The organism is Pseudomonas sp. BB438 (assembly GCF_057180225.1).
This window is the reverse complement of the sequence record NZ_CM170001.1, coordinates 4095521-4115821: the sequence shown is the minus strand read 5'-3', so window position 1 is coordinate 4115821 and position 20301 is coordinate 4095521. Positions and strand designations below refer to the sequence as shown.

Here is a 20301-nt window from a genome sequence, read left to right as displayed (position 1 = left end):
CGGGCTGGGTGCCATTGTAACCTCCGCGGGCGCCGAGCGATTCACCCCGTTCAGCGATGGCACGGCCGGCTGCTCAACCCTGCCAGCCGCCGCCGAGGGTCTTGTACAGGGTCACGCGGTTGACCTGCTCGGACAGCTCCAGGCTGATCAGTGTCTGCTGTGCGGAGTAGAGCGAACGCTGCGCATCGAGCACCTCGAGGAAGCTCTGCGAGCCCTGCTTGTACAGCGCAAGCGACAGGTCGTAGCTCTTCTCGGTGGCCTGGGTCAGGCTGCGCTGGGCGTCGAGGCGCTCGCTGATGTGGCCGCGCACCGAGAGCGCGTCGGCGACTTCGCTGAAGGCGGTCTGCAGGGTCTTCTCGTACTTGGCCACGTCGATGTCGCGGGTGATCTTCGCTGCGTCCAGGCTGGCGCGGTTGCTGCCGGCGTTGAAGATCGGCAGGTTGATCGACGGGGCGAAGCTCCAGGCGCGGCTGCCGGACTTGAACAGCCCGGACAGCTCGCTGCTGGCGCTGCCACCGCTGGCGGTCAGGGTCACGCTGGGGAAGAAGGCCGCACGCGCGGCGCCGATGTCGGCGTTGGCGGCCTTGAGCGTGTGTTCGGCAGCCAGTACGTCGGGACGGCGCTGCAGCAGGGTCGAGGGCAGGCCGGCGGGAACATTGACCAGCAGCGCCGCATCGAGCTTCGCGTCGCCGGGCAGCAGGCTGTCGTCGAGGCGTTCGCCCACCAGCAGTTCCAACGCGTTGCGGTCCTGCTCGACGAGGCTTGCGTAGTTGGCCACGTCGGCGCGCGCCGATTCCACGGTGCTCAGCGACTGCGCCAGGCTCAGCCCGGACTGACCGCCCAGGCCATGGCTCTTTTGCGTCAGCTCGTAGGTCTTCTGCTGGCTGGTGTAGGTTTCTTTCGCCAGGGTCAGGAGCTGCTGGTCGGCGGCCAGGGTCATCCAGGCGCTGGCGACTTCCGCCACCAGGCTGATCTGCGTGCTGCGCCGAGTCTGCTCCAGGGACAGGTAATCCTCCAGCGCAGCGTCCTTGAGGTTGCCCAGGCGACCGAACAGGTCCAGCTCATAGCTGCTTACACCCAGGCCGACGCTGTACTGGCTGCTCACCGCGTTGCTGCCTTCGGACACTGAGCGCTGGCGAGTGCCGTCGGCCGTGGCGGAGACTGCCGGGAACAACGTCGAACGCTGGATGCGGTACTGCGCCTTCTGGTACTCGACGTTCAGTGCGGCGACGCGCAGGTCGCGATTGTTGGCCAGGGCACGGGCCACGGTGTCGCGCAGCCGCGCATCGACGAACAACTCGCGCCAGGCGATATCGGCGCTGGCCTGGCCGGTCGGCGTCGTGCTGGACCACTGGCTGGCCACGGGCGCTTCGGGACGCTGGTAGTCGGGGGCGAGGTTTACGCATCCTCCCAGGGCCAGCGCAAGGATCAAGGGAAGGGGAGTGAGGCGCATCAGGCTTCTCCTTCAGCGGTTTCGGTGGCGTCGGGTGCAGCGTTGGCGGCGGCCATCCGCGCGGCCAGGCGTTGCACCAGCACATAGAACAGGGGAATGAAGAACAGACCGAGCAGGGTGGCGGCAAGCATCCCGCCAAGCACACCGGTGCCGATGGCCTGGCGTCCGCCGGCGCCGGCGCCGCTGGAGAGGGCCAGCGGCAGCACGCCGAGGATGAACGCCAGCGAGGTCATCAGCACCGGGCGCAGGCGCACGCGCACGGCTTCCAGGGTCGCTGCGATCAGTTCCTGGCCGCGCTCAAGGTTTTCCTTGGCGAACTCGACGATGAGGATCGCGTTCTTCGCTGCCAGGCCCACGGTGGTCAGCAGGCCGACCTGGAAGTACACATCGTTGGACAACCCGCGCACGCCGGTCAGCAGCAGCGCGCCGAGGATACCCAGTGGCACCACCAGCATCACCGCGAAGGGAACCGACCAGCTCTCGTACAGTGCTGCGAGACACAGGAATACGAAGAGGATGGAGATGGCGTAGAGCAGCGGCGCCTGGTTGCCGGCCATGCGTTCCTGGTAGGACTGACCGGTCCACGCATAGCCGATGCCTTCGGGCAGCTGCGCCATGATGTCTTCCACCGCGGCCATGGCCACGCCCGAGCTGACGCCGGCCGCCGGCTCGCCCACCAACTCGTAGGAACCGAAGCCGTTGTAGCGCTCCAACAGGGGGGAGGCGGTGCTCCAGCGGGTACTGATGAAGGTCGACATCGGCACCATGGCGCTGTCCGAGTTGCGCACGTACCAGTCGCCGATGTCCTCGGCCTGCATGCGCTTGTCGATATCGCCTTGCATGTACACCTTCTTCACCCGGCCGGCGTCGAGGAAGTCGTTCACATAGCTGCCGCCCAGGGCAACGCTCAGGGTGTCGTTGATGTCACCGGCGGCAACGCCCATAGCGCCGGCCTTGCGATCGTCGATGTCGACGTTGAGCTGCGGGGTGTCTTCCAGGCCCTGGGCGCGCACGAATGACAGGCGCGGGTCCTGGTTCGCCAGTTCGAGGAACCGGTTGCGCGCCTTGAGCAGCTCGGCGTGGCCGAGACCGCCCAGGTCCTGCATCTGAACGTCGAAGCCGGAGCTTTCGCCCAGGCCCATGATGGCCGGCGGCGACATGACGAACACCTGTGCGTCGAGGATCTTCATCAGCGCCATGTTGGCTCGGCGCGCCACCGAGGCAGCGCTGTGCTCTTCGCCCTGGCGTTCGCTCCAGTCCTTGAGCTTGACGAAGGCGCGCCCGGAGTTCTGCGCGTTGCCGCCGTTGCCCAGGCCGCGTACAGCCATGATTGACGCGACTTCAGGCTGCTTGAGCATGTAGTCCTGCACCTGGCGGGTGACTTCCTGCAGGCGTTCATCGGTGCCGCCCACCGGCAGAGTCATCTGCATCATCAGCATGCCCTGGTCCTCGTCGGGGAGGAATGAGGTGGGCAGCTTGTGGAACAATATCGCCACGCCGCCCAGTACCAGCGCGTACACCACCAGCGCGCGCACTGGCCGCCCCAGCACGGCGCTGACGCCGCGTTGGTAGCGGCGGGCACCGCGGTCGAAGGTGCGGTTGAACCAGCCGAAGAAGCCGCGGCGACCGTCGCCATGGTTCTGGCTCGGCTTGAGCAGGCTGGCGCACAGCGCCGGGGTGAGAGTCATGGCCACCAGCACGGAGAGCTCCATGGCGGCGACCATGGTCACCGAGAACTGCCGGTAGATCACCCCGGTGGAGCCGCCAAAGAAGGCCATCGGCACGAATACCGCCGAGAGCACCACGGCGATGCCGATCAGCGCACCGCTGATCTCGCCCATGGACTGGCGCGTGGCTTCGCGTGGTGACAGGCCTTTCTCGACGATGATCCGCTCGACGTTCTCGACCACCACGATGGCGTCGTCCACCAACAGGCCGATGGCCAGCACCATGCCGAACATGGTCAGCGTGTTGATCGAATAGCCCATCAGCGAGAGCACGCCGAAGGTGCCCAGCAACACCACCGGCACGGCGACCGCCGGGATCAGCGTGGCACGCCAGTTCTGCAGGAAGAGGTACATGATCGCGACGACCAGGGCGATGGCCTCGAACAGCGTCATGACCACTTCCTGGATGGAAATCTTCACGAAGGGCGCGGTGTTGTAGGCCACTTCGGTGCGCAGTTGCAGCTTGCTGGGGAAGAACTTCTCCAGCTCGGCCATCTTGTCCTGTACGCCCTGAGACACGTCCAGCGCGTTGGCGCCAGTAGCCAGACTCACGGCCATGCCGCCGGAAGGTCGGCCATTGTGCTCGGCGACCACATCGTAGCTTTCGCTGCCCAGCTCCACACGGGCCACATCGGCCAGGGTCACCACGGCGCCGTTGCTGGAGTGCTTGAGCACCAGCTCGCGGAACTGCGCGGCGGTGGTCAGCTTGCTGCGTGCACTGATGGTGGCGTTGAGTTGCTGGCCGGGCCGCGCGGGAAGGGCGCCGAGCTGGCCGGCGGAGGTGTCGACGTTCTGCGCCTCCAGTGCGGTGGTGATGTCCGAGGGCATCAGCGCGTACTGCTTGAGCTTGTCCGGGTCGAGCCAGACGCGCATGGCGTAGCTGGAGCCCAGGGTGGTCACCTGGCCGACGCCGTCCACGCGGCTGATCTGGTCGTACAGCGTGCTGGAGATGAAGTCGCTGATGTCGGTGGCGCTGACGTTGGGGTTGTCCGACACCAGCGAGAGGATGATCAGGAAGTCGCTGGACGAATTGCGGATCTCGATGCCCTGTTGCTGAACGGTCTGCGGCAGTCGTGCCTTGGCCTGTTCCAGCTTGGTCTGCACCAGCATCTGCGCGGTATTGACGTCGGTGCCGGCCTCGAAGGTCAGGGTGATGCTGGCGCTGCCCGCCGAGCTACTGCTGGAAGACATGTAGACCAGGCCGTCGAGCCCGGTCATCTGCTGCTCGATGACCTGGGTCACCGAGTCTTCCATGGTCTTGGCCGAGGCGCCGGTGTAAGTGGCGCTGAGGGTGATCTGCGGCGGCGCGATGTTGGGATACTGCGCCAGCGGTAGCTGGGTGATGGCCAGGCCGCCACCGAGCATCACCAGGATGGCGATGACCCAGGCGAAGATCGGCCGGTCGATGAAGAAGCGTGCCATGGGTTCTGCCTCAGTCGTGGCTGTCGGTCTGTGCGGTCAGGCTGTTGCTGGAGCTGCCTTCGACGGCCTGGACTTCCTGGCCGACGCGCACCTTCTGCAGGCCCTGGACGATCAGTTGGTCGCCCTCATTCAGGCCCTTGCTCACCCACCAGCGGTTGCCCACCGCGCGGGCCAGGGTCAGCTCGCGCTGCTCGACCTTGCCGTCCACCACCACCAGCGCGGTGGCGTCGCCGCGTTCGTCGCGGCTCACGCCTTGCTGCGGCACGAGGATGGCGTCCTGCTGCACGCCCTCCTGCAGCGTTGCCTTGATGTACATGCCCGGCAGCAGCAGGCCGTCCGGATTGGGCACCAGGGCGCGAAGGGTGACGCTGCCGGTGCTTTCGTCGACGCTCACGCCGTTGAAGGTGAGGGTGCCTTCGTGGCCGTAGGTGCTGCCGTCTTCCAGCTCCAGGCTGATGCGCGTGGCGTCCTTCTGCTCGGCGGGGGCGAGCTTGCCCTCGGCCAGTTCGCGCTTGAGGCGCAGCAGGGTGCTGCTGGGCTGGGTGAAGTCGACGTAGATCGGGTCCAGCTGCTGCACGGTGGTCAGTGCAGTAGTCTGCTCGGCGGTGACCAGCGCGCCCGGCGTGACCGACGAGGTGGCGGTGCGGCCATCGATGGGCGCATTGATCTTCGTGTAACCCAGGTTGATCCGCGCAGTGCGCAGCGCGGCCTGGGCCGATTGCAGGCTGGCGCGAGCTTCGAGCAGGGAGGCCTGGGCGCTTTCGTTGTCCTCGGCGCTGATGGCGTCGATCTTCACCAGTTGCGCATCGCGCTTGGCTTTCAGTTCGGCGGCCTTGAGTGTCGCGCGGGAGGAGGTGACGGTCGCCTCGGCCTGGGCCAGTGCTGCTTCATAAGGCTGCGGGTCGATCTGGTACAGCGGCTGGCCTGCCTTCACCGTGGCACCTTCCTCGAACAGGCGCTTGAGCAGGATGCCGCCCACCTGCGGGCGGATTTCCGCAACCAGATGCGCGCTGGCGCGGCCCGGCAGGGTCATGCTCAAGGCTTGCGGGCCACTGCTGACGTGATACACGCCGACCTGCTGGACGACGGCGGGAGGCTGGACGGGGCCCGAGTCGTGGCAACCGGCCAGGGCCAGCAGGCCGGCGCCCAGCAGGACGGCGCGGGAAAGCGGGGAGAGGTTAAGCGCGAAGGTAGACATCCGAGGGGCTCCGGACCTAATGATTTTCAGGCTCCCAGGCTGCTCGGAGAATGTGCAGGGAATGTGCAGTCATCTGGGAGAAACCGCGGAGATTGCCTGCCGCGCCTTGCTGCGCGCGGGGCGGCGCGCTTCAATGACGGCAGTTTCGATTGCCCGGCGGTGCCATGAAAATCAGCCTTTCCAGCAAGTTCTTCCTGGCCATGCTCGCGGTCTGCGCCTTCGCCGTGCTCGGCATGGTGTTCGCCGCGTACCTGAGCCTGAAGTACGGCTTCCTCGGCTACCTCAACCAGCAGGGCGAGGAGCGCATGGACCTGGTGGTACCGCGCATCGAACGGGCCTATGCCCAACACCGCAGCTGGGACTTCATCCGGCAGGACAAGGAACAGTGGTTCGAACTGCTGCGTCCGGACGACATCTCCCCGGACAAGGCCTTCGACGCCAGCCTGCTGACGGTGTCGGACCTCACCGGCGCGTTCGTCCGTTTCGCGCTGCTGGACGAGCAGCGCCGCCCGATCATCGGCTACCAGGCGGCGCCGGAGGACATGCTGCTACGGCCCATTCGCTTCCAGGGGAGCACGGTCGGCTGGATGGCCCTGGCGCCGTTGCAGTCAGTCACCAGCGTGGGCGACCGGCGCTTCCAGCTCAACCAGCTGCGCTCCAGCCTGCTGGTCGGCCTGGCCTGCCTGCTGGGCACGGCGGTGATCGCCTGGTGGCTCAGCCGCGCGCTGCTGCGGCCCATCCGCGAGGTGGCACGCGGCACCCATCGACTGGCTGCCGGCGACTATGCAATCCAGGTACCGGTGCGCTCCGATGATGAGGCCGGGCAGTTGGCCGGGGACTTCAATCGCATGGCTTCCACACTTGCCAGCAACGAACGCATGCGCCGCGATTTCATGGCCGATATCTCGCATGAACTGCGCACCCCGCTGGCGGTGATGCGCGCCGAACTCGAAGCGCTGGAAGATGGCATCCGCCCGTTGGACGGCGCCGCGATCCGCTCGCTGCAAGCGGAAGTCGGTTCACTGGCCAAGCTGGTGGACGACCTGTTCGACCTGTCGCTGGCCGAAGTCGGCGGGCCGACCTATCGCCGCGAACGCATCGACCTGCGGGTACTGCTGCCGGTGGTGGCAGAGGCCTTCCAGGCAAGCTTCGCCGAGCGCGGCCTGACGCTGCGCGTGGAGCTGCCGGAGCAGCCGCTGTGGGTACTCGGTGATGAATCGCGCCTGGGCCAGTTGCTGCACAACCTGCTGGAAAACAGCCGCCGCTATACGGATCGAGGCGGGCAGACGGTGCTGCGTGCGCTGCGTGACGGCGAGCGCGTGCTGGTGCAATGCGAAGACAGCGCGCCGGGCGTGGATGCCGCCTCGCTGGAGCGCCTGTTCGAGCGCTTCTATCGCGCCGAGCGCTCGCGCAATCGCGCCAGCGGCGGCACAGGGCTGGGGCTGGCAATCTGCCGGGGCATCGCCGAGGTACATGGCGGCAAGCTGAGCGCCAAGGCATCGACGCTGGGGGGATTGCTGCTGACACTCGAACTGCCGGTCGCCGGAGGTGAAGCATGAGCCAGGGACAAATCCTGCTGGTGGAAGACGAACCCAAGCTGGCCGCACTGGTGGGCGACTATCTGCGTGCCGCGAGCTTCGAGGTGGAACATATCGCCGACGGCCTGGAAGTGGTCCCGGCGGTCCGTGGCAAGCATTACGACCTGATGCTGCTCGACCTGATGCTGCCAGGGCGCGACGGCCTCGATATCTGTCGTGAACTGCGTGGCTTCAGCCGCTTGCCGATCATCATGATGACCGCCCGTGTCGACGAGATCGACCGCCTGCTCGGCCTGGAACTGGGCGCCGACGATTACATCTGCAAACCTTTCTCGCCCCGCGAGCTGGTGGCGCGGGTGAAGGCCGTGCTTCGGCGTACCGGCACCCAGGCGTCGAGCTTCGGGCTGGAGCTGGACGCGCGCACCTTCCACGCGCGCTACCAGGGCATCGCGCTGGACCTCACGCCGGTGGAGTTCCGCATGCTCGCCGCGCTGGCGGCGCGACCGGGGCAGGTGCTGTCGCGCGACCAACTGATGAACCACATCTACCAGGACCATCGCGTGGTCGCCGACCGCACCGTGGACAGCCACGTGAAGAACCTGCGACGCAAGCTGACGGCGATCACCCCGGAGGTCGACCCGATCCGCTCGGTGTACGGCGTGGGCTACAGCCTGGAGTGCGAATAGGGGTGTGAATCGCCCCTTGTTTTCTGGCGATCCCGGTCAATGCTCTATCAGGTCGCCAGCCGCCGGCTGGCGCTGCCTGCACGCGTTTCGTGGCAGGCAGGCCGATGACAGAGCGTCCCCCGCGCTTGATATGCATCAACGGGATTTCGCTCCGGCCAAGCACACTGGCGCTGTCGGCCGGGGCCGCGCGGGTCGCTGTGAGCAGTTGCTTTCCGCTGTCTCCGGCCATGTGCACCCATGGCACATTCCAAGCAAGGAGAAAGAACGATGGCAATGATGAAGGCTGCGATCTTCGTGGAACCCGGGCGTATCGAACTGGCGGACAAGCCCATTCCGGAGATCGGCCCCAACGACGCGCTGATCCGGATCACCACGACCACCATCTGCGGTACCGACGTCCACATCCTCAAGGGCGAATACCCGGTTGCCAAAGGGCTGACCGTGGGCCACGAGCCGGTCGGGATAATCGAGAAGCTAGGCAGTGCCGTCAAAGGCTACCGCGAAGGCCAGCGGGTCATTGCCGGTGCGATCTGTCCCAACTTCAACTCCTATGCCGCGCAGGATGGCGTGCCCTCGCAGGACGGCAGTTACCTGGTCGAGAGCGGCCGCTGTGCCTGCCATGGCTACAAGGCCACCGCCGGCTGGCGCTTCGGCAACCTGATCGATGGCACCCAGGCCGAATACGTGCTGGTGCCGGACGCCGAAGGCAACCTCGCACCGATCCCTGACAGCCTCACCGACGAACAGGTGCTGATGTGCCCCGACATCATGTCGACCGGCTTCAAGGGCGCCGAGAACGCCAACATCCGCATCGGTGACACCGTGGTCATCTTCGCCCAGGGGCCGATCGGCCTGTGCGCGACGGCGGGTGCGCGTCTGCTGGGTGCCTCGACCATCATCGCGGTGGATGGCAACGCGCACCGGCTGGATATCTCCCGCAACATGGGCGCCGATGTCACCCTGGACTTCACGACGTGCGACGTGGTGGAGGAAGTGATGAAGCTCACCGGCGGACGCGGCGCCGATTCGTCGATCGAGTGCCTGGGCCTGCCGAGCACCTTCGAACAGGCGATGAAAGTGCTCAAGCCGGGCGGGACCTTGTCGAGCCTGGGCGTGTACTCCAAGGATGTGCAGATACCGCTTTCCGCCTTCGCGGCGGGCCTGGGAGACCACCGGATCAACACCGCCCTGTGCCCTGGCGGCAAGGAGCGCATGCGCCGGCTGATGAGCATCATCGAGTCGAACCGTGCCGACTTCGGCTCGCTGGTGACGCACCACTATGCGCTCGACAACATCGTCGAGGCCTACGACCTGTTCGCCCACCAGCGCGATGGTGTGCTGAAAATCGCCATCAAGCCCTGAGGCGGGGCAGGGCATGACCTTCTGCCGGGTCTCGTTGCCGGCAGAGGGGCTCTTCCCGCCAAGGTTCGCCCAGAGCTTCGAGGCGCGGCAGAAGCTGCCATGCAGGGAACGTGGTCGGCAGACTTTCTGCTCCGGGCCGGCGTCGCCCACCAGGGGCGCGCCCATGTTGCCGCAAAAGGGAGTTTGGCTGACGGCGATACCACCGCGTCGGCGAACCCCAGACCGGTCCCCAGAAGATCGGGATCGCTGCGATGAAGGAGGCAGAAGATGAACTGGAGATATCGTCCCGACCGGGCGCAATACGCATGATCCCGCAGGGCGCGCCGATTTCCAGTTCGATCTGTTCGCCTTGAAGCCTCGGCCCGGCCTCTGCCACCGTGAAGGTGAGCTGCGACACCACTTCGTCGGGGCGTCCCCCAAACTGTCCGCCACGGTTCAGCTTCGATAGCTACCCTGACGAGCGGCTGCACGTGGCCAAAAACGGACCATTTCGCTGCGGGCCAGTCGCCTGCGTCGAGGTTTGCAGGTGCGTACCCTTTCAGGGGCACTTCAGTCGCCTCGCTGATCGTGCCATCGATGCCGAATGCGGCGAGCCTGTCGCTAGACACGAAAGGCTCCCGGGGGGCGATCGAACCAGCGCTTGAAGGCTCGGTGGAACGTGCTGGTATCCCTGAAGCCCAGCCGTTCGCTGACCGTCGCCACCGGCAACCCCTGGCGAAGCAACTCCGCGGACAACTCGCGACGTACCTCACCCACCAGCGTGCTGAAACTGGTGTTCTCGTCCTTCAGGCGTCGGTAGAGCGTGGTGCGGCTGACGTGCAACGCCTGGCAGATTGGCTCGATGCTCATGCCATCGGGCAAGCTTGCGTGAATCAGGCGACGCACTGTGCCGGCAAGCGTCTCTGTGTCTTGCAGCTGTGCAAGTGTCGCCCTGGCACGAGACTCCAGCATCTGTCGCAGGTAGTCGCTGGCACCGCGAATGGGACGCTGCAGGAAGTCGCGCGGCAGGTGAAGGCTGTTTCTATCGCTCTCGAAGTGCAGCTTGCTGCCGAACAGTTCGACATAGCGCGCGCGGTAGGCCGGAGACGGGAAAGCGAACTCACAGGCCAGCGGTCGCAGCTCTACGCCGGTCATCTCCCGGCTCCAGCGCAGCACTGCACTCATGCTGCGTTCGATGGCGGCCTGCGGGTAGGTCTTGCCGGGGGCGAAGGCGATCTCCAGGACAAGGGCATCTGCCGTTTCATGGTACTGCCAACGCTCAGATGGGTTCATCAGCGCTATATGCCGCTGGAACACCTCCAGCGCCTCGCTCACCCGACCGCATTGGCACAACCAACTGGCCAGCACGCCATGGGTGGCGGGGTTGAAGGTCTGCCCGATCAGAAGGCCGATATGCGGCAATTGCGTGTTGTTCGCCGCGAACTGCCACAGGGTCAGCAACTGGGCCTCCTCGGTGCGCTGCTCCTGGATCGGCGACGCAGCAGGCCGCTGGTCAAGAAGCTTGGCACCGTCCACCCCGGCCTCTCGCAGTTGGGTGGCGCTGGCCACGCCCAGATGCAGCAGCTGGTCGTGCAGTTCCAGCACGGCGAGGGCTGATACGCTGGTACTCCTGAGCATCTGGCTGGCTCTTGGTAATTGCCTGGAGAGCGACTCTAACGCACGGTACAGAGCGACGGCCAGCCGCTGGCGTGGCACGTACAGGTTGCAACCAAAAGCCATGCAGATTGAACCGCAGGGCCATGGCCAGCCGTCATCGGACTACCTAGCATCGGCGACACGACCCTGGCACAGGACGGCCTGCCATGCCCGAGCACAGAATAGAATCGCTATCTGCCTTGCGCGCACTGATTCCGCCACCCCCGGCGATGATGCACAAACGCCTGCAGCGCAGGTTGGATGAGTACTGCCTGCTGATGATCCGCCAAGCGGCGGTATGCGCCGTCGGCTTTGCCGACCCGCGGTTGGATATCGAGTACCTCGATCTGCGCCACCATCCAGTGCTGGGGGCGGAGGGCCAGGACATCCTGCTGCCCTGGCCGGCAGACAAAGCGGTCCCTCAGCAGCCGATAGAGAATGTGGCCTGCAGCCTGTACTTCATCCTGCCCGGCGTGGGATTCACCCTGCGCGCCAATGGCCGGGGTTCTCTGCACGCAGGAAAGCGGCTGGAGTTTCGCGCCGAGGCGGTGTTCCTGCACTGCTCGCGAGCCAAGGTGCGCGCCGATTTCTGGCGGGCCAGAGAGCATACCGCGCCCTTTTTATCGGACACCGGGCAGGCATTGTCCGAGCTGGCCCAAGCCTTTATCGCCGCCTCGCCCTACCTGCTGATGCTCACGCAGCGTCAAACCGACGCCACCGAGTTGTCGCCACGAGGTGACCCGGCGGGTTTCGTCCAGGTGCTGGATCGCCATACGCTGCTGGTGCCGGAACGCCCCGGCAACAAGGTTGCCTGCAGCCTGAGCAATATCCTCGTCGATGGCGCCTTGCGCCTGTCCTTCCTGCTGCCCGGCAGCGACACGGTATTGTCCATCGCCGGGCGCGCCGGGTTGAGCAATGATCCGAGCTTGCTCACGCCACTGGCGATCAACGGCAAGTCGCCGCGGGTCGCTACCATCGTGAACGTCGAGCGTTATCGCTTCCAGCATTGCCCCGAACTGCTGGCCGCGGGCCTGTGGGATCGCGCCACACACCTGGATGAAGGGCAGATTCCAGCCTTCTCCAAGATGCTGTCCGAGCACATGAACGGTACGGGGCTGTTGGGCAAGGCGACCACTCTGGTAGTCGATGCAGTGGTCAAGCACGACCTGCGCCATCTGTACTGAAGCGAGGCGCGTACGTTGCACCTCAAGTGCCCTTGCGTATCTTGCCCGGCCGGAACCCTCACACGTTCTTGCGAGGATCTGCTCCAGGCCGTCATCTGGGCACACGGCTGGCTGGTACTGGCAGATTCAGATTGTTCACGGACGACTGCAATGGGTCGAGAAAAGACCAGCGACACACCGGCAGCCGTCATGCCGAGCGCATTCGGGCAAATCAGTACGCATCGATCTGCTGCGTGTCTGCAGCCCTGAGCGCAGGAAAAAGCCCCTGAAAAGGGGCTTTTTCTGGTGCGCGACTCGCCGTGACCGGGTTCGCTTGCAGCGAGCCCGGCTCCATGCGTGGATCAGTACTTCCAGGTGACCGAGGCAGTGAGGTTGCGCGGGGCGCCGTAGTTGGACGTACTGCCGCTTTCCAGCGAGAGCAGGTACTTGCGGTCGGTGAGGTTGTTCAGGTTCAGCGAGGTGCTCCAGTTCGAGTCGATGTCGTAGCTGGTCATCAGATCAACCAGTGCATAGGCGCTCTGGTGCACTGCGCTGTAGGTGTCGCTGTCGACGCCGCTCTGCCAGCTGACGCGCGAGCCGATCTTCACCTTTGGCAGGCTGGGCAGGCGGTAGGTCGCGGTGCCGCGCACGGTGTGCTTGGGCACATACTTGCGAGTGCGGTCGCCGTTGTCGTCATCGATGCGCACATAGGTGTAGCCGGCCAGCAGGTCCAGGCCCGGCAGTACCTCGCCCGACGCCTGCAGCTCGATACCTTTGCTCTTGTTATCGACGCCGTTGTAGACGTAGTGACCGTCCACCAGCCCTGCGTATTCCTGGACATTGCGCTGCTCGGTCTTGAACAGGGCGGCGCTGACGCTCATGCGGCTGTCCAACAGGTTGCCCTTGATGCCGACTTCCTTGCTGGTGCCTTCCAGCGGGTCGAGCAGGCTGCCATCGGTGCCGATCACGTACTGCGGCGAGAAGATCCGCGTCCAGCTGCCGTAGACGGCCCATTCCGGGGTCAGGTCGTAGACCAGACCGGTGTACGGAGTGACCTTGCCGTGCTCGCGGGTGTCGTGGGCGGCGCCATAGCTGTCGCCACTGCCGTCGGCGCTGAGCATGCGCGCACCGACGATCCAGTGCAGGTCATCCATCAGGCTGAAGCGCGCGCCGGCGTAGACGCTCTTCTGGGTGTCCTCGAAGTTCTGCGCGTTGGTGGTGTCGTTGGTGTAGTTCATGTCCGGACGCTGCAGATTGCCGGCCAGGGCGTCGGACAGGTTGGCGCTGTAGTAGCCGTTGGCGCCGATGGTGTTGGCGCCGGCCTTGAGGTGGGTACGGCCGTAGTTCACGCCCAGGGTCAGCTCGTGCTCGCGGCCGAGCAGCTGGAACGGTCCGGAGAGCTGGCCCTCGCCGATCACCTGGTGCTGGGTGCTGGCGGTCTGGTTGGAATAGGCGGTGCCGGCGTCGTCGGTAATGCCGTAGAGGTAGAACAGCTGGGTGTCCTGGTACTGGGTGATGCCGGTCAGCGTGAGCTTGCCGTTCCAGCCGTTGCCGAAGTCGTGGTTCAGCTCGGCGAAGGCCCGCTGAGTGTGCAGGTTCCAATAGGTCCAGTCCTGGCCGACGCTGGAGCTGCGGCTGCTGTAATGGATCGGATTGCCGCTGCTGTCGACCAGCGGCAGGTTGCCCCAGGTGGTGCCGTTGGAGTCGGTGTTGTGCTGGGAGAAGCCGACGGTCAGGGTGTCCGCATCGGACAGGTCGAAGGCCAGCAGGCCGGCGGCGACATTGACCTCGTGGCTGTAGCGGTCGAGCCAGGAATTGCCCTTGTCGTGGGCGTAGATGAAGCGCCCGCGGACGTTGCCGCTGTCGGTGAGCGGGCCGGAGACATCGGCTTCCACCCGGCGGTTGTCCCACGAGCCGACGCTGGCGCCGATCTTCGCCTGGAAGGTGTCGGTGGGGCGCTTGCGCACGAAGTTGATGGTGGCCGAGGGGTTGCCGGTGCCACTCATGAGACCGTTGGCGCCGTGCAGCACGTCGATCTGCTCGTATTCGGCCATGTCCTGGCCGCCGCCCATGAGAGTCTGGGCGAAGGGCAGGCCCATGCCGTCGTACTCGAAGGTGTCGATCTGGTAGCCGCGCGAGGTGAAGATGGTGCGGTCGGTCTCGAATTGTTCCACGGTCACCGTGGGCGCCGAACGCAGTGCATCGCGCACGTCGTTGAGGCCAAAGTCGTTCATCTGGTCGCGGGTGATGGTGGTGATTCCCTGCGGCGTCTCCTGGTCGGTCAGCTTCATCCGCGTGGTAGTGCTGGCCGGCTTGGTCTGGTAGCCCTCGCTCGGTGCATCGGAGCGATCGGGCGCCTGGATCACGCTATCGGACATGTTCAGCACGTCGTCCGCAGCGTATGCCGCAGGGATGGCGCTGCAGGCTCCAGTGAGCAGGAGAGCAGAGAAACGGGGTTTCATGGATGGCGACCTTGTGTCGAAGAAATGGCAGGTAGTGATTATTTGTTGCAAATGGTAATACATCCCATTTGATATTTTCGCCTGCATTTCTTCCTTTTCGTGTATCGGTGCCGATACATGCCATTGCGCGGTCGTTTGTGGGTTTCCGGAATCCGCTGGTTTCACGGCGCGGCGGTCGTCGGAGCCATCGCCGCTCAGGATCCGGGCAACTGCTCAGTCCGACAGTTCCGTGTACCGACGAGGTTCGCTGGGCGGGTTGCCGGGGGCGCAGAGTTCCAGGCGCCAGTAACCCACGTCGTGCCACTGGCCCAGCTTGAAACCGACGCTCGGGAAGGTGCCGATGTGCCGGAACCCCAGTCGCTCATGCAGGCCGACGCTGCCGGCGTTGGGCAGCGCGATTCCGGCGTAGGCGGCATTGAATCCCTGGCGGGAGAGGAGGGGCAGCAGCCGGCTGTAGAGGCTTCGACCCACCCCCGTGCGGCGCTCGCCCTGGGCGACGTAGACCGTGACATCCACCGCCCAGCGATACGCGGCGCGCGCTCGGTGCTGGCTTGCGTAGGCGTAGCCGACAACGCGCTGGTCGCGCACGGCAACGAGGTATGGATAGGTCGGCAAGGTCGTGGCGATCCTTTCGCGCATCTCGTCGATGGTCGGTGGCACTTCCTCGAAGGAGATCGCCGTGCCGGTCACGACCGGTGCGTAGATGGCCTGAATCGCTGCAGCGTCCTCGGGGCGGGCTTCCCTGATTTCGATGGGCATGGCGACCTCAGATCGAACGCTGATTCACGCGCGCGGAAAGTTGCTCGGCGCTTTCCTTGCGCTCCGAATAACGATCCACCAGGAAGTCCTGGCGATCGCGCAGCAGCAGGGTGAACTTCACCAGTTCCTCCATGACGTCTACCACGCGGTCGTAGTACGCCGAAGGCTTCATGCGTCCCGCCTCGTCGAACTCCAGGTAGGCCTTGGGCACCGACGACTGGTTGGGGATGGTGAACATGCGCATCCAGCGGCCGAGCACGCGCAGTTGGTTGACCACGTTGAACGACTGCGAGCCGCCGCAGACCTGCATCACCGCCAGCGTCTTGCCCTGGGTGGGGCGCACGGCGCCGAGCGCCAGGGGAACCCAGTCGATCTGCGCCTTGAACACGGCGGACATTGCACCGTGGCGCTCGGGGGAGCACCAGACCTGGCCCTCTGACCACTGCACCAGATCCCGCAGCTCCTGCACCTTGGGATGCTCCACCGGTACGTCGTCAGGTAGCGGCAGGCCGGAAGGATTGAAAATGCGCGTCTCGGCGCCGAAGTGCTCCAGCAGCCGCGCCGCTTCCTCCACCAGCAGGCGGCTGAAGGAGCGTTCGCGGGTCGATCCGTACAGCAGCAGGATGTGCGGCTTGTGCTCGCTGGTACGGGCTGCCGCTGGCGGCAGGTCGAACAGCGAAAGGTCGAGGTTGGGCAGTTGCTCGGACATGTTTCCTCCTGCTCAGAGCGCGCCGATACGATCCAGCTCACGCTTGAGTTCGTCGCGGCCAAGGGTGTCGAAGGGAAGGGCGAAGAAGGCCCGGCAGCGCAGCTCGATGCGGGCCAGCGTCGTTCGGAAGGCGGCGTCGATGGCGGCTTCGTCGCCGTCCACATCGGATGGGTCTGCCAGTCCCCAGTGCGTTTTCAGCGCCGGGCCGAAGTACACCGGGCAGGCCTCGCCGGCGGCCTTGTCGCAGACGGTGATGACGATGTCCGGCGGATTGCCTTCGAAGGCATCATTACCTTTGCTGCTCAGGCCCTCGATGGAGATGCCGGCCTGCTGCAGCGTGGTGAGGCTGCGAGGCAGCACGTGGCCCTTGGGGAAACTGCCGGAGCTGACCGCCTCGAAGCCTTGAGGCGCCAAGTGGTTGAACAGCGCTTCGGAGAGGATGCTGCGGCAGCTGTTGGCCGTGCACATGAACAGGACTCGCATGGAGGACTCCTCCGCTCAACGCGGACTTCAGAGGCTCAGGCGCAATGCCAGGGCCGACAGGGTGATCAGCAGGACGGGGAGGGTCAGCAGGATGCCGACCTTGAAGTAGTAACCCCAGGTGATGCGCATGCCCTTGCGCGCCAGCACATGCAGCCAGAGCAGTGTGGCGAGGCTGCCGATGGGCGTGATCTTCGGGCCGAGGTCGCAGCCGATGACGTTGGCGTAGATCATCGCCTCGCGTACCAGGCCTTCCGCGCTGCTGCCCTGGATCGAGAGGGCGCCGACCAGCACGCTGGGCATGTTGTTCATCACCGAGGAGAGCAGCGCCGAGAGCAGGCCGGTACCGATGGCGGCGCTCCACACGCCGTGTTCGGCAAGGCGGTCGAGCAGGTGGGTGAGGAAATCGGTGAGGCCGGCGTTCTTCAGGCCATACACCACGAGGTACATCCCCAGGGAGAAGATCACCACCTGCCACGGCGCTTCGCGCAGTACACGGCGGGTAGAGATGCGGTGCCCGCGCGCGGCCACGGCAAACAGGATCGCCGCACAGGCGGCGGCCACGGCGCTGACCGGGATGCCCAGCGGCTCCAGGGCGAACAGGCCGATCAGCAGCACCAGCAGCGTCCACCAGCCGACGATGAAAGTGGCGCGGTCATGGATCGCCGCTTTCGGCTCCTTCAGCGCCTCGAGCGCGTATTGTCTCGGGATATCACGGCGGAAGAACAGGAACAGCATCAGCAGGGTGGCGGCGACGCTGGCGAGGTTCACCGGCACCATCACCGAGGCGTACTTGGCGAAGCCCAGGCCGAAGTAATCGGCTGAGACGATGTTCACCAGGTTGGAGACCACCAGCGGCAGGCTCGCGGTATCGGCGATGAAACCGGCGGCCATGACGAAAGCCAGGGTCGCCGCTGGCGAGAAGCGTAGGGCGAGCAGCATCGACATGACGATGGGCGTGAGGATCAGTGCTGCACCATCGTTGGCGAACAGTGCCGAGACCGCCGCGCCAAGCAATATGCAGAAGGCGAACAGGCGGTAGCCGCTGCCATTGGCCCAGCGCGCTACGTGCAGTGCAGCCCATTCGAAGAAGCCCGCCTCATCCAGCAGCAGGCTGATGATGATGACGGCGATGAAGGTGGCGGTGGCGTTCCAGACGATGGCCCATACGACCGGGATGTCGTGCAGCGAAACCGCGCCCGCAGCCAGCGCGATGATTGCGCCCAGCGCGGCGCTCCAGCCCACGCCGAGACCTTTGGGCTGCCAGATGACCAGAACGAGGGTGAAGACGAAGACAGCAACGGCGACCAGCATGCGGAACTCGCTTGGAAGGGATCAGCAGCACGCAGCGTCACGGACGGGGCGGCCGTCCATGTTCTGCAAACGGAGGGTGTTGTCGGCCAGCCACTGCGCGTTGGCCTGCAGCGTGACCTGCAGCATCTCGTGTACCCAGGCGGGCAGCTCGGGATTGAGGCGGTAATACACCCACTGGCCCTGACGGCGATCCAGTAGCAGGCCGCTGCTGCGTAGCTGCGCCAGGTGACGGCTGATCTTCGGCTGGCTGTCGTCCAGTGCGCACATCAATTCGCAGACGCAGAGTTCGCCAAGGCTGGCGATGAGCAGGGTGGCACGGGCGCGGGTCTCGTCGGCCAGGCTCTTGAAGACTTCGGGTGGAGTGATCATGGTGTCACCTTACATATGGAAATTCGAATATACGGATTTCCATATGCAAGGCGCAAGCCCTGGTCGACCTTGCGCGTTCTCGCCTGGTTGAGCGCATCGCCCAGAAACTCACAGCGGGCGCTACGGGAGCCACCGCCAGCGGATGCACGGGTGCAGTCAGCAGCGCAAGTGAATGCCTGGAAGTGTTTGCCGATCGTCGACGGGACGCTCGATTCCTTCGCGCCTCTACAGGCTCAGATAGCGACCAATCAACGCCAGTCCGCTGGCGAGCACCAACCAGGTCACCAGTCGAATGAACGCCTCACGGGACAACCGCTGCGTCAGCCGTCGCCCAATCCACACGCCCAGCGCCATGACGGGCAACAACACCAGCGCAAGCATCAGCAGCGCGGTGTCGGCATACACCCCCGCCAGCAGGAACAGCCCGAGTCGCACCACCGTGCTGCAACTGATCAGCGCACTCTGAGTGGCGCGTGCCTGCTCGGGAGCGGCCAGTCGCGCATTCAGGTACAGCGCATAGAGAAAACCCCCGCTACCAAACAAGGCGCCGAACAAGCCGCCCACGGTGCCGGCCGGTAGCGCCCACCAGGCATTCAACTGAGCAGGGCGCACCTTCATCGCCAGGCTGTAGATCGCATAGCTGCTCACGAACAGCCCCATCAGCAACAGCAGTACCTGGGCGTTCAGCTTCAGCAGGAACACCACGCCGGCTGCGCAGCCCATGGCCATGCAGGGCAGTAACCGCAGCAGTTCCGCCCGCGCGACAGCCTCGCGGGTGGGCAGCCAGTTGCCAAATGCGGCGACGAAATCCAGCAGTACCAGCAGCGGGATGATCCGCGACAGCGGCATGAAGTGAATCAGAACCGGCCCGGCTACCAGCGCCGTGCCGAAGCCGGCAATGCCAAAGACCACATAGGCCGCTGCAATACCCGACACGACCAGCAACCAGTCGATGGCGGAGAAGGGCAGCAGTGCGAGAGCGGAAGCCAGCATGGGAAACCTGTCGCAAGGAGGAGGAGAGCTGAGGTTAGCCAGGACGAAGCCATGCCGACTAATATGAAAATCAGTCGATAGTCATCTTAAAAAGAGATATCACCCATGACCTCCATTCGCCAGTTGCGCTACTTCGTCGACATTGTCGAATACGGGAGCTTTACCGCCGCCGCCGAGAATCTGTTCATCGCCCAATCCGCCCTTAGCCGGCAGATCAAGGAGCTCGAGCAGCACCTCGGTACCCCGCTATTCGAGCGTACGGCGCGCCAGCCCCGGCTGACTCCAGCCGGCCAGGCCTTTTACGAGCGCGCCCGCAAGCTGCTGGTCGACCTCGACAAGACCGAGCGCCTGACCCGGGAGGTCGGGCAGGGCCTGCGCGGCAGTCTGCGTCTGAACCACTCCAGCACCGTGCCCATTACCGGTCTGCTGCTGGAGCGCATTGGCACTTACCTGGGTGATAACGCCGATGTCTCCCTGGAAATCGCCCAGCAATCCTCCGAGGCGCAACTGCAGGACATTGCCGAAGGCAATCTCGATATCGGCCTGCTGCGCTTACCGGTATTGCGCCAGCACGACGGCGTGGACATTCATATGCTGTTCGAGGAGCCGATGTACCTCGCCGTGGCGGCCCATCACCCGCGCGCGCAGCGTGCCAGCGTGCGACTGGGTGAGCTCAGCGACGAGCGTTTCATCTCCATCCCTCATGGCCAGCGGGGCGGCCTCAGCTACCAGTCCGCCGCCCTGTGCATGCAGGCCGGTTTCTTTCCTCGCGCGGCGCAGGTCGTGTCGCGCAAGACCACGCAACTGCAGTTGATTCAGGCGGGTTTCGGCGTGGCGCTGCTGCCGGAGAGCATGCGCGCGCTGGCTCATGAATCGGTGGTGTTCGTGCCGATCGAGGACAAGGGCTGCACCACCACCGTGGCGCTGGCGTGCACGCGAGCGCGCGGGGAAACGGTGGGTCGGTTCGTCGAGGCCATGAGCGCTGGCGATGTTGCCCGCTGTCGCAATCCGCAAGACTGAAAGGCACGTCA

Annotated in this window: 16 protein-coding genes; 5 read left to right on the top strand and 11 right to left on the bottom strand. The window is 65.2% G+C overall.

From position 1 onward, the window contains the following. Nucleotides 1-73: 73 nt before the first annotated feature. Genes AC1ZV1_RS18765 through AC1ZV1_RS18755 form a run of 3 tightly spaced genes read right to left on the bottom strand, consistent with a single transcriptional unit; the run spans nt 74 to nt 5800 of the window. Complete coding sequence (locus AC1ZV1_RS18765; RefSeq protein ID WP_484293062.1) at nt 74-1453, bottom strand: efflux transporter outer membrane subunit; 1380 nt, start codon at nt 1451-1453, stop codon at nt 74-76. Then, a complete protein-coding gene (locus AC1ZV1_RS18760) occupies nt 1453-4602 on the bottom strand; it encodes an efflux RND transporter permease subunit (RefSeq protein WP_484293061.1) in 3150 nt (1049 codons plus the stop codon). Before AC1ZV1_RS18760 ends, AC1ZV1_RS18765 begins: the two co-directional genes overlap by 1 nt. 10 nt (nt 4603-4612) lie before the next feature. Then, complete coding sequence (locus AC1ZV1_RS18755; protein WP_484293060.1) at nt 4613-5800, bottom strand: efflux RND transporter periplasmic adaptor subunit; 1188 nt, start codon at nt 5798-5800, stop codon at nt 4613-4615. Nucleotides 5801-5964: 164 nt separating this feature from the next. Here AC1ZV1_RS18755 and AC1ZV1_RS18750 point away from each other — a divergent pair, with 164 nt between their 5' ends. The 3 genes from AC1ZV1_RS18750 to AC1ZV1_RS18740 all read left to right on the top strand — a co-directional run bounded on the left by AC1ZV1_RS18750 (nt 5965) and on the right by AC1ZV1_RS18740 (nt 9386). Next, the gene (locus AC1ZV1_RS18750; RefSeq protein ID WP_484293059.1) at nt 5965-7359 is read left to right on the top strand and encodes an ATP-binding protein; all 1395 of its coding nucleotides are present in this window, start codon (nt 5965-5967) and stop codon (nt 7357-7359) included. After that, the gene (locus tag AC1ZV1_RS18745) at nt 7356-8024 is read left to right on the top strand and encodes a response regulator (protein WP_484293058.1); all 669 of its coding nucleotides are present in this window, start codon (nt 7356-7358) and stop codon (nt 8022-8024) included. Before AC1ZV1_RS18750 ends, AC1ZV1_RS18745 begins: the two co-directional genes overlap by 4 nt. 267 nt (nt 8025-8291) lie before the next feature. Beyond that, complete coding sequence (locus tag AC1ZV1_RS18740) at nt 8292-9386, top strand: NAD(P)-dependent alcohol dehydrogenase (RefSeq protein WP_484293057.1); 1095 nt, start codon at nt 8292-8294, stop codon at nt 9384-9386. Between the two features lie 600 nt (nt 9387-9986). On the opposite strand, the gene AC1ZV1_RS18735 is transcribed toward AC1ZV1_RS18740, so the two are convergent. Then, entirely contained in the window at nt 9987-11003 is a 1017-nt protein-coding gene (locus AC1ZV1_RS18735) for an AraC family transcriptional regulator (protein WP_484293056.1), read from the bottom strand. A 185-nt stretch (nt 11004-11188) separates the two neighbouring features. Between AC1ZV1_RS18735 and AC1ZV1_RS18730 the strand changes: the two genes are divergently transcribed. Next, the gene (locus AC1ZV1_RS18730) at nt 11189-12205 is read left to right on the top strand and encodes a PNPOx family protein (protein WP_484293055.1); all 1017 of its coding nucleotides are present in this window, start codon (nt 11189-11191) and stop codon (nt 12203-12205) included. A 341-nt stretch (nt 12206-12546) separates the two neighbouring features. Here the strand turns inward: AC1ZV1_RS18730 and AC1ZV1_RS18725 are convergent, their stop codons facing one another. From AC1ZV1_RS18725 to AC1ZV1_RS18695, 7 genes are all read right to left on the bottom strand, one after another. Then, a complete protein-coding gene (locus AC1ZV1_RS18725) occupies nt 12547-14646 on the bottom strand; it encodes a TonB-dependent siderophore receptor (protein ID WP_484293054.1) in 2100 nt (699 codons plus the stop codon). 213 nt (nt 14647-14859) lie between these two features. Continuing rightward, complete coding sequence (locus AC1ZV1_RS18720; RefSeq protein ID WP_484293053.1) at nt 14860-15405, bottom strand: arsinothricin resistance N-acetyltransferase ArsN1 family B; 546 nt, start codon at nt 15403-15405, stop codon at nt 14860-14862. A 7-nt stretch (nt 15406-15412) separates the two neighbouring features. Next, nucleotides 15413-16114, bottom strand: a complete 702-nt coding sequence (gene arsH, locus AC1ZV1_RS18715; protein ID WP_484293052.1) for an arsenical resistance protein ArsH — start codon at nt 16112-16114, stop codon at nt 15413-15415. A 12-nt stretch (nt 16115-16126) separates the two neighbouring features. Then, entirely contained in the window at nt 16127-16597 is a 471-nt protein-coding gene (locus AC1ZV1_RS18710; protein ID WP_484293051.1) for an arsenate reductase ArsC, read from the bottom strand. A 27-nt stretch (nt 16598-16624) separates the two neighbouring features. Beyond that, nucleotides 16625-17908, bottom strand: a complete 1284-nt coding sequence (locus tag AC1ZV1_RS18705) for an arsenic transporter (protein ID WP_484293050.1) — start codon at nt 17906-17908, stop codon at nt 16625-16627. A 21-nt stretch (nt 17909-17929) separates the two neighbouring features. Then, nucleotides 17930-18277 carry a metalloregulator ArsR/SmtB family transcription factor gene (locus AC1ZV1_RS18700; protein ID WP_484293049.1) on the bottom strand — a complete coding sequence of 116 codons (348 nt, stop codon included), beginning with the start codon at nt 18275-18277 and terminating at the stop codon, nt 17930-17932. Nucleotides 18278-18502: 225 nt separating this feature from the next. Beyond that, the gene (locus tag AC1ZV1_RS18695) at nt 18503-19270 is read right to left on the bottom strand and encodes a sulfite exporter TauE/SafE family protein (protein WP_484293048.1); all 768 of its coding nucleotides are present in this window, start codon (nt 19268-19270) and stop codon (nt 18503-18505) included. Between the two features lie 105 nt (nt 19271-19375). Here AC1ZV1_RS18695 and AC1ZV1_RS18690 point away from each other — a divergent pair, with 105 nt between their 5' ends. Next, nucleotides 19376-20290, top strand: a complete 915-nt coding sequence (locus tag AC1ZV1_RS18690; protein WP_484293047.1) for a LysR family transcriptional regulator — start codon at nt 19376-19378, stop codon at nt 20288-20290. Nucleotides 20291-20301: the final 11 nt, after the last annotated feature.

What these genes read in the sequence shown, in the direction of transcription:
- AC1ZV1_RS18745 (WP_484293058.1), top strand. Translation starts at nt 7,356, where the DNA reads ATGAGCCAGGGACAAATCCTGCTGGTGGAAGACGAACCCAAGCTGGCC.
- AC1ZV1_RS18700 (WP_484293049.1), bottom strand. Translation starts at nt 18,277, where the DNA reads ATGATCACTCCACCCGAAGTCTTCAAGAGCCTGGCCGACGAGACCCGC.
- AC1ZV1_RS18765 (WP_484293062.1), bottom strand. Translation starts at nt 1,453, where the DNA reads ATGCGCCTCACTCCCCTTCCCTTGATCCTTGCGCTGGCCCTGGGAGGA.
- AC1ZV1_RS18710 (WP_484293051.1), bottom strand. Translation starts at nt 16,597, where the DNA reads ATGCGAGTCCTGTTCATGTGCACGGCCAACAGCTGCCGCAGCATCCTC.
- AC1ZV1_RS18725 (WP_484293054.1), bottom strand. Translation starts at nt 14,646, where the DNA reads ATGAAACCCCGTTTCTCTGCTCTCCTGCTCACTGGAGCCTGCAGCGCC.
- AC1ZV1_RS18735 (WP_484293056.1), bottom strand. Translation starts at nt 11,003, where the DNA reads ATGCTCAGGAGTACCAGCGTATCAGCCCTCGCCGTGCTGGAACTGCAC.
- AC1ZV1_RS18755 (WP_484293060.1), bottom strand. Translation starts at nt 5,800, where the DNA reads ATGTCTACCTTCGCGCTTAACCTCTCCCCGCTTTCCCGCGCCGTCCTG.
- AC1ZV1_RS18690 (WP_484293047.1), top strand. Translation starts at nt 19,376, where the DNA reads ATGACCTCCATTCGCCAGTTGCGCTACTTCGTCGACATTGTCGAATAC.
- AC1ZV1_RS18730 (WP_484293055.1), top strand. Translation starts at nt 11,189, where the DNA reads ATGCCCGAGCACAGAATAGAATCGCTATCTGCCTTGCGCGCACTGATT.
- AC1ZV1_RS18740 (WP_484293057.1), top strand. Translation starts at nt 8,292, where the DNA reads ATGGCAATGATGAAGGCTGCGATCTTCGTGGAACCCGGGCGTATCGAA.
- AC1ZV1_RS18695 (WP_484293048.1), bottom strand. Translation starts at nt 19,270, where the DNA reads ATGCTGGCTTCCGCTCTCGCACTGCTGCCCTTCTCCGCCATCGACTGG.
- arsH (WP_484293052.1), bottom strand. Translation starts at nt 16,114, where the DNA reads ATGTCCGAGCAACTGCCCAACCTCGACCTTTCGCTGTTCGACCTGCCG.
- AC1ZV1_RS18705 (WP_484293050.1), bottom strand. Translation starts at nt 17,908, where the DNA reads ATGCTGGTCGCCGTTGCTGTCTTCGTCTTCACCCTCGTTCTGGTCATC.
- AC1ZV1_RS18760 (WP_484293061.1), bottom strand. Translation starts at nt 4,602, where the DNA reads ATGGCACGCTTCTTCATCGACCGGCCGATCTTCGCCTGGGTCATCGCC.
- AC1ZV1_RS18750 (WP_484293059.1), top strand. Translation starts at nt 5,965, where the DNA reads ATGAAAATCAGCCTTTCCAGCAAGTTCTTCCTGGCCATGCTCGCGGTC.
- AC1ZV1_RS18720 (WP_484293053.1), bottom strand. Translation starts at nt 15,405, where the DNA reads ATGCCCATCGAAATCAGGGAAGCCCGCCCCGAGGACGCTGCAGCGATT.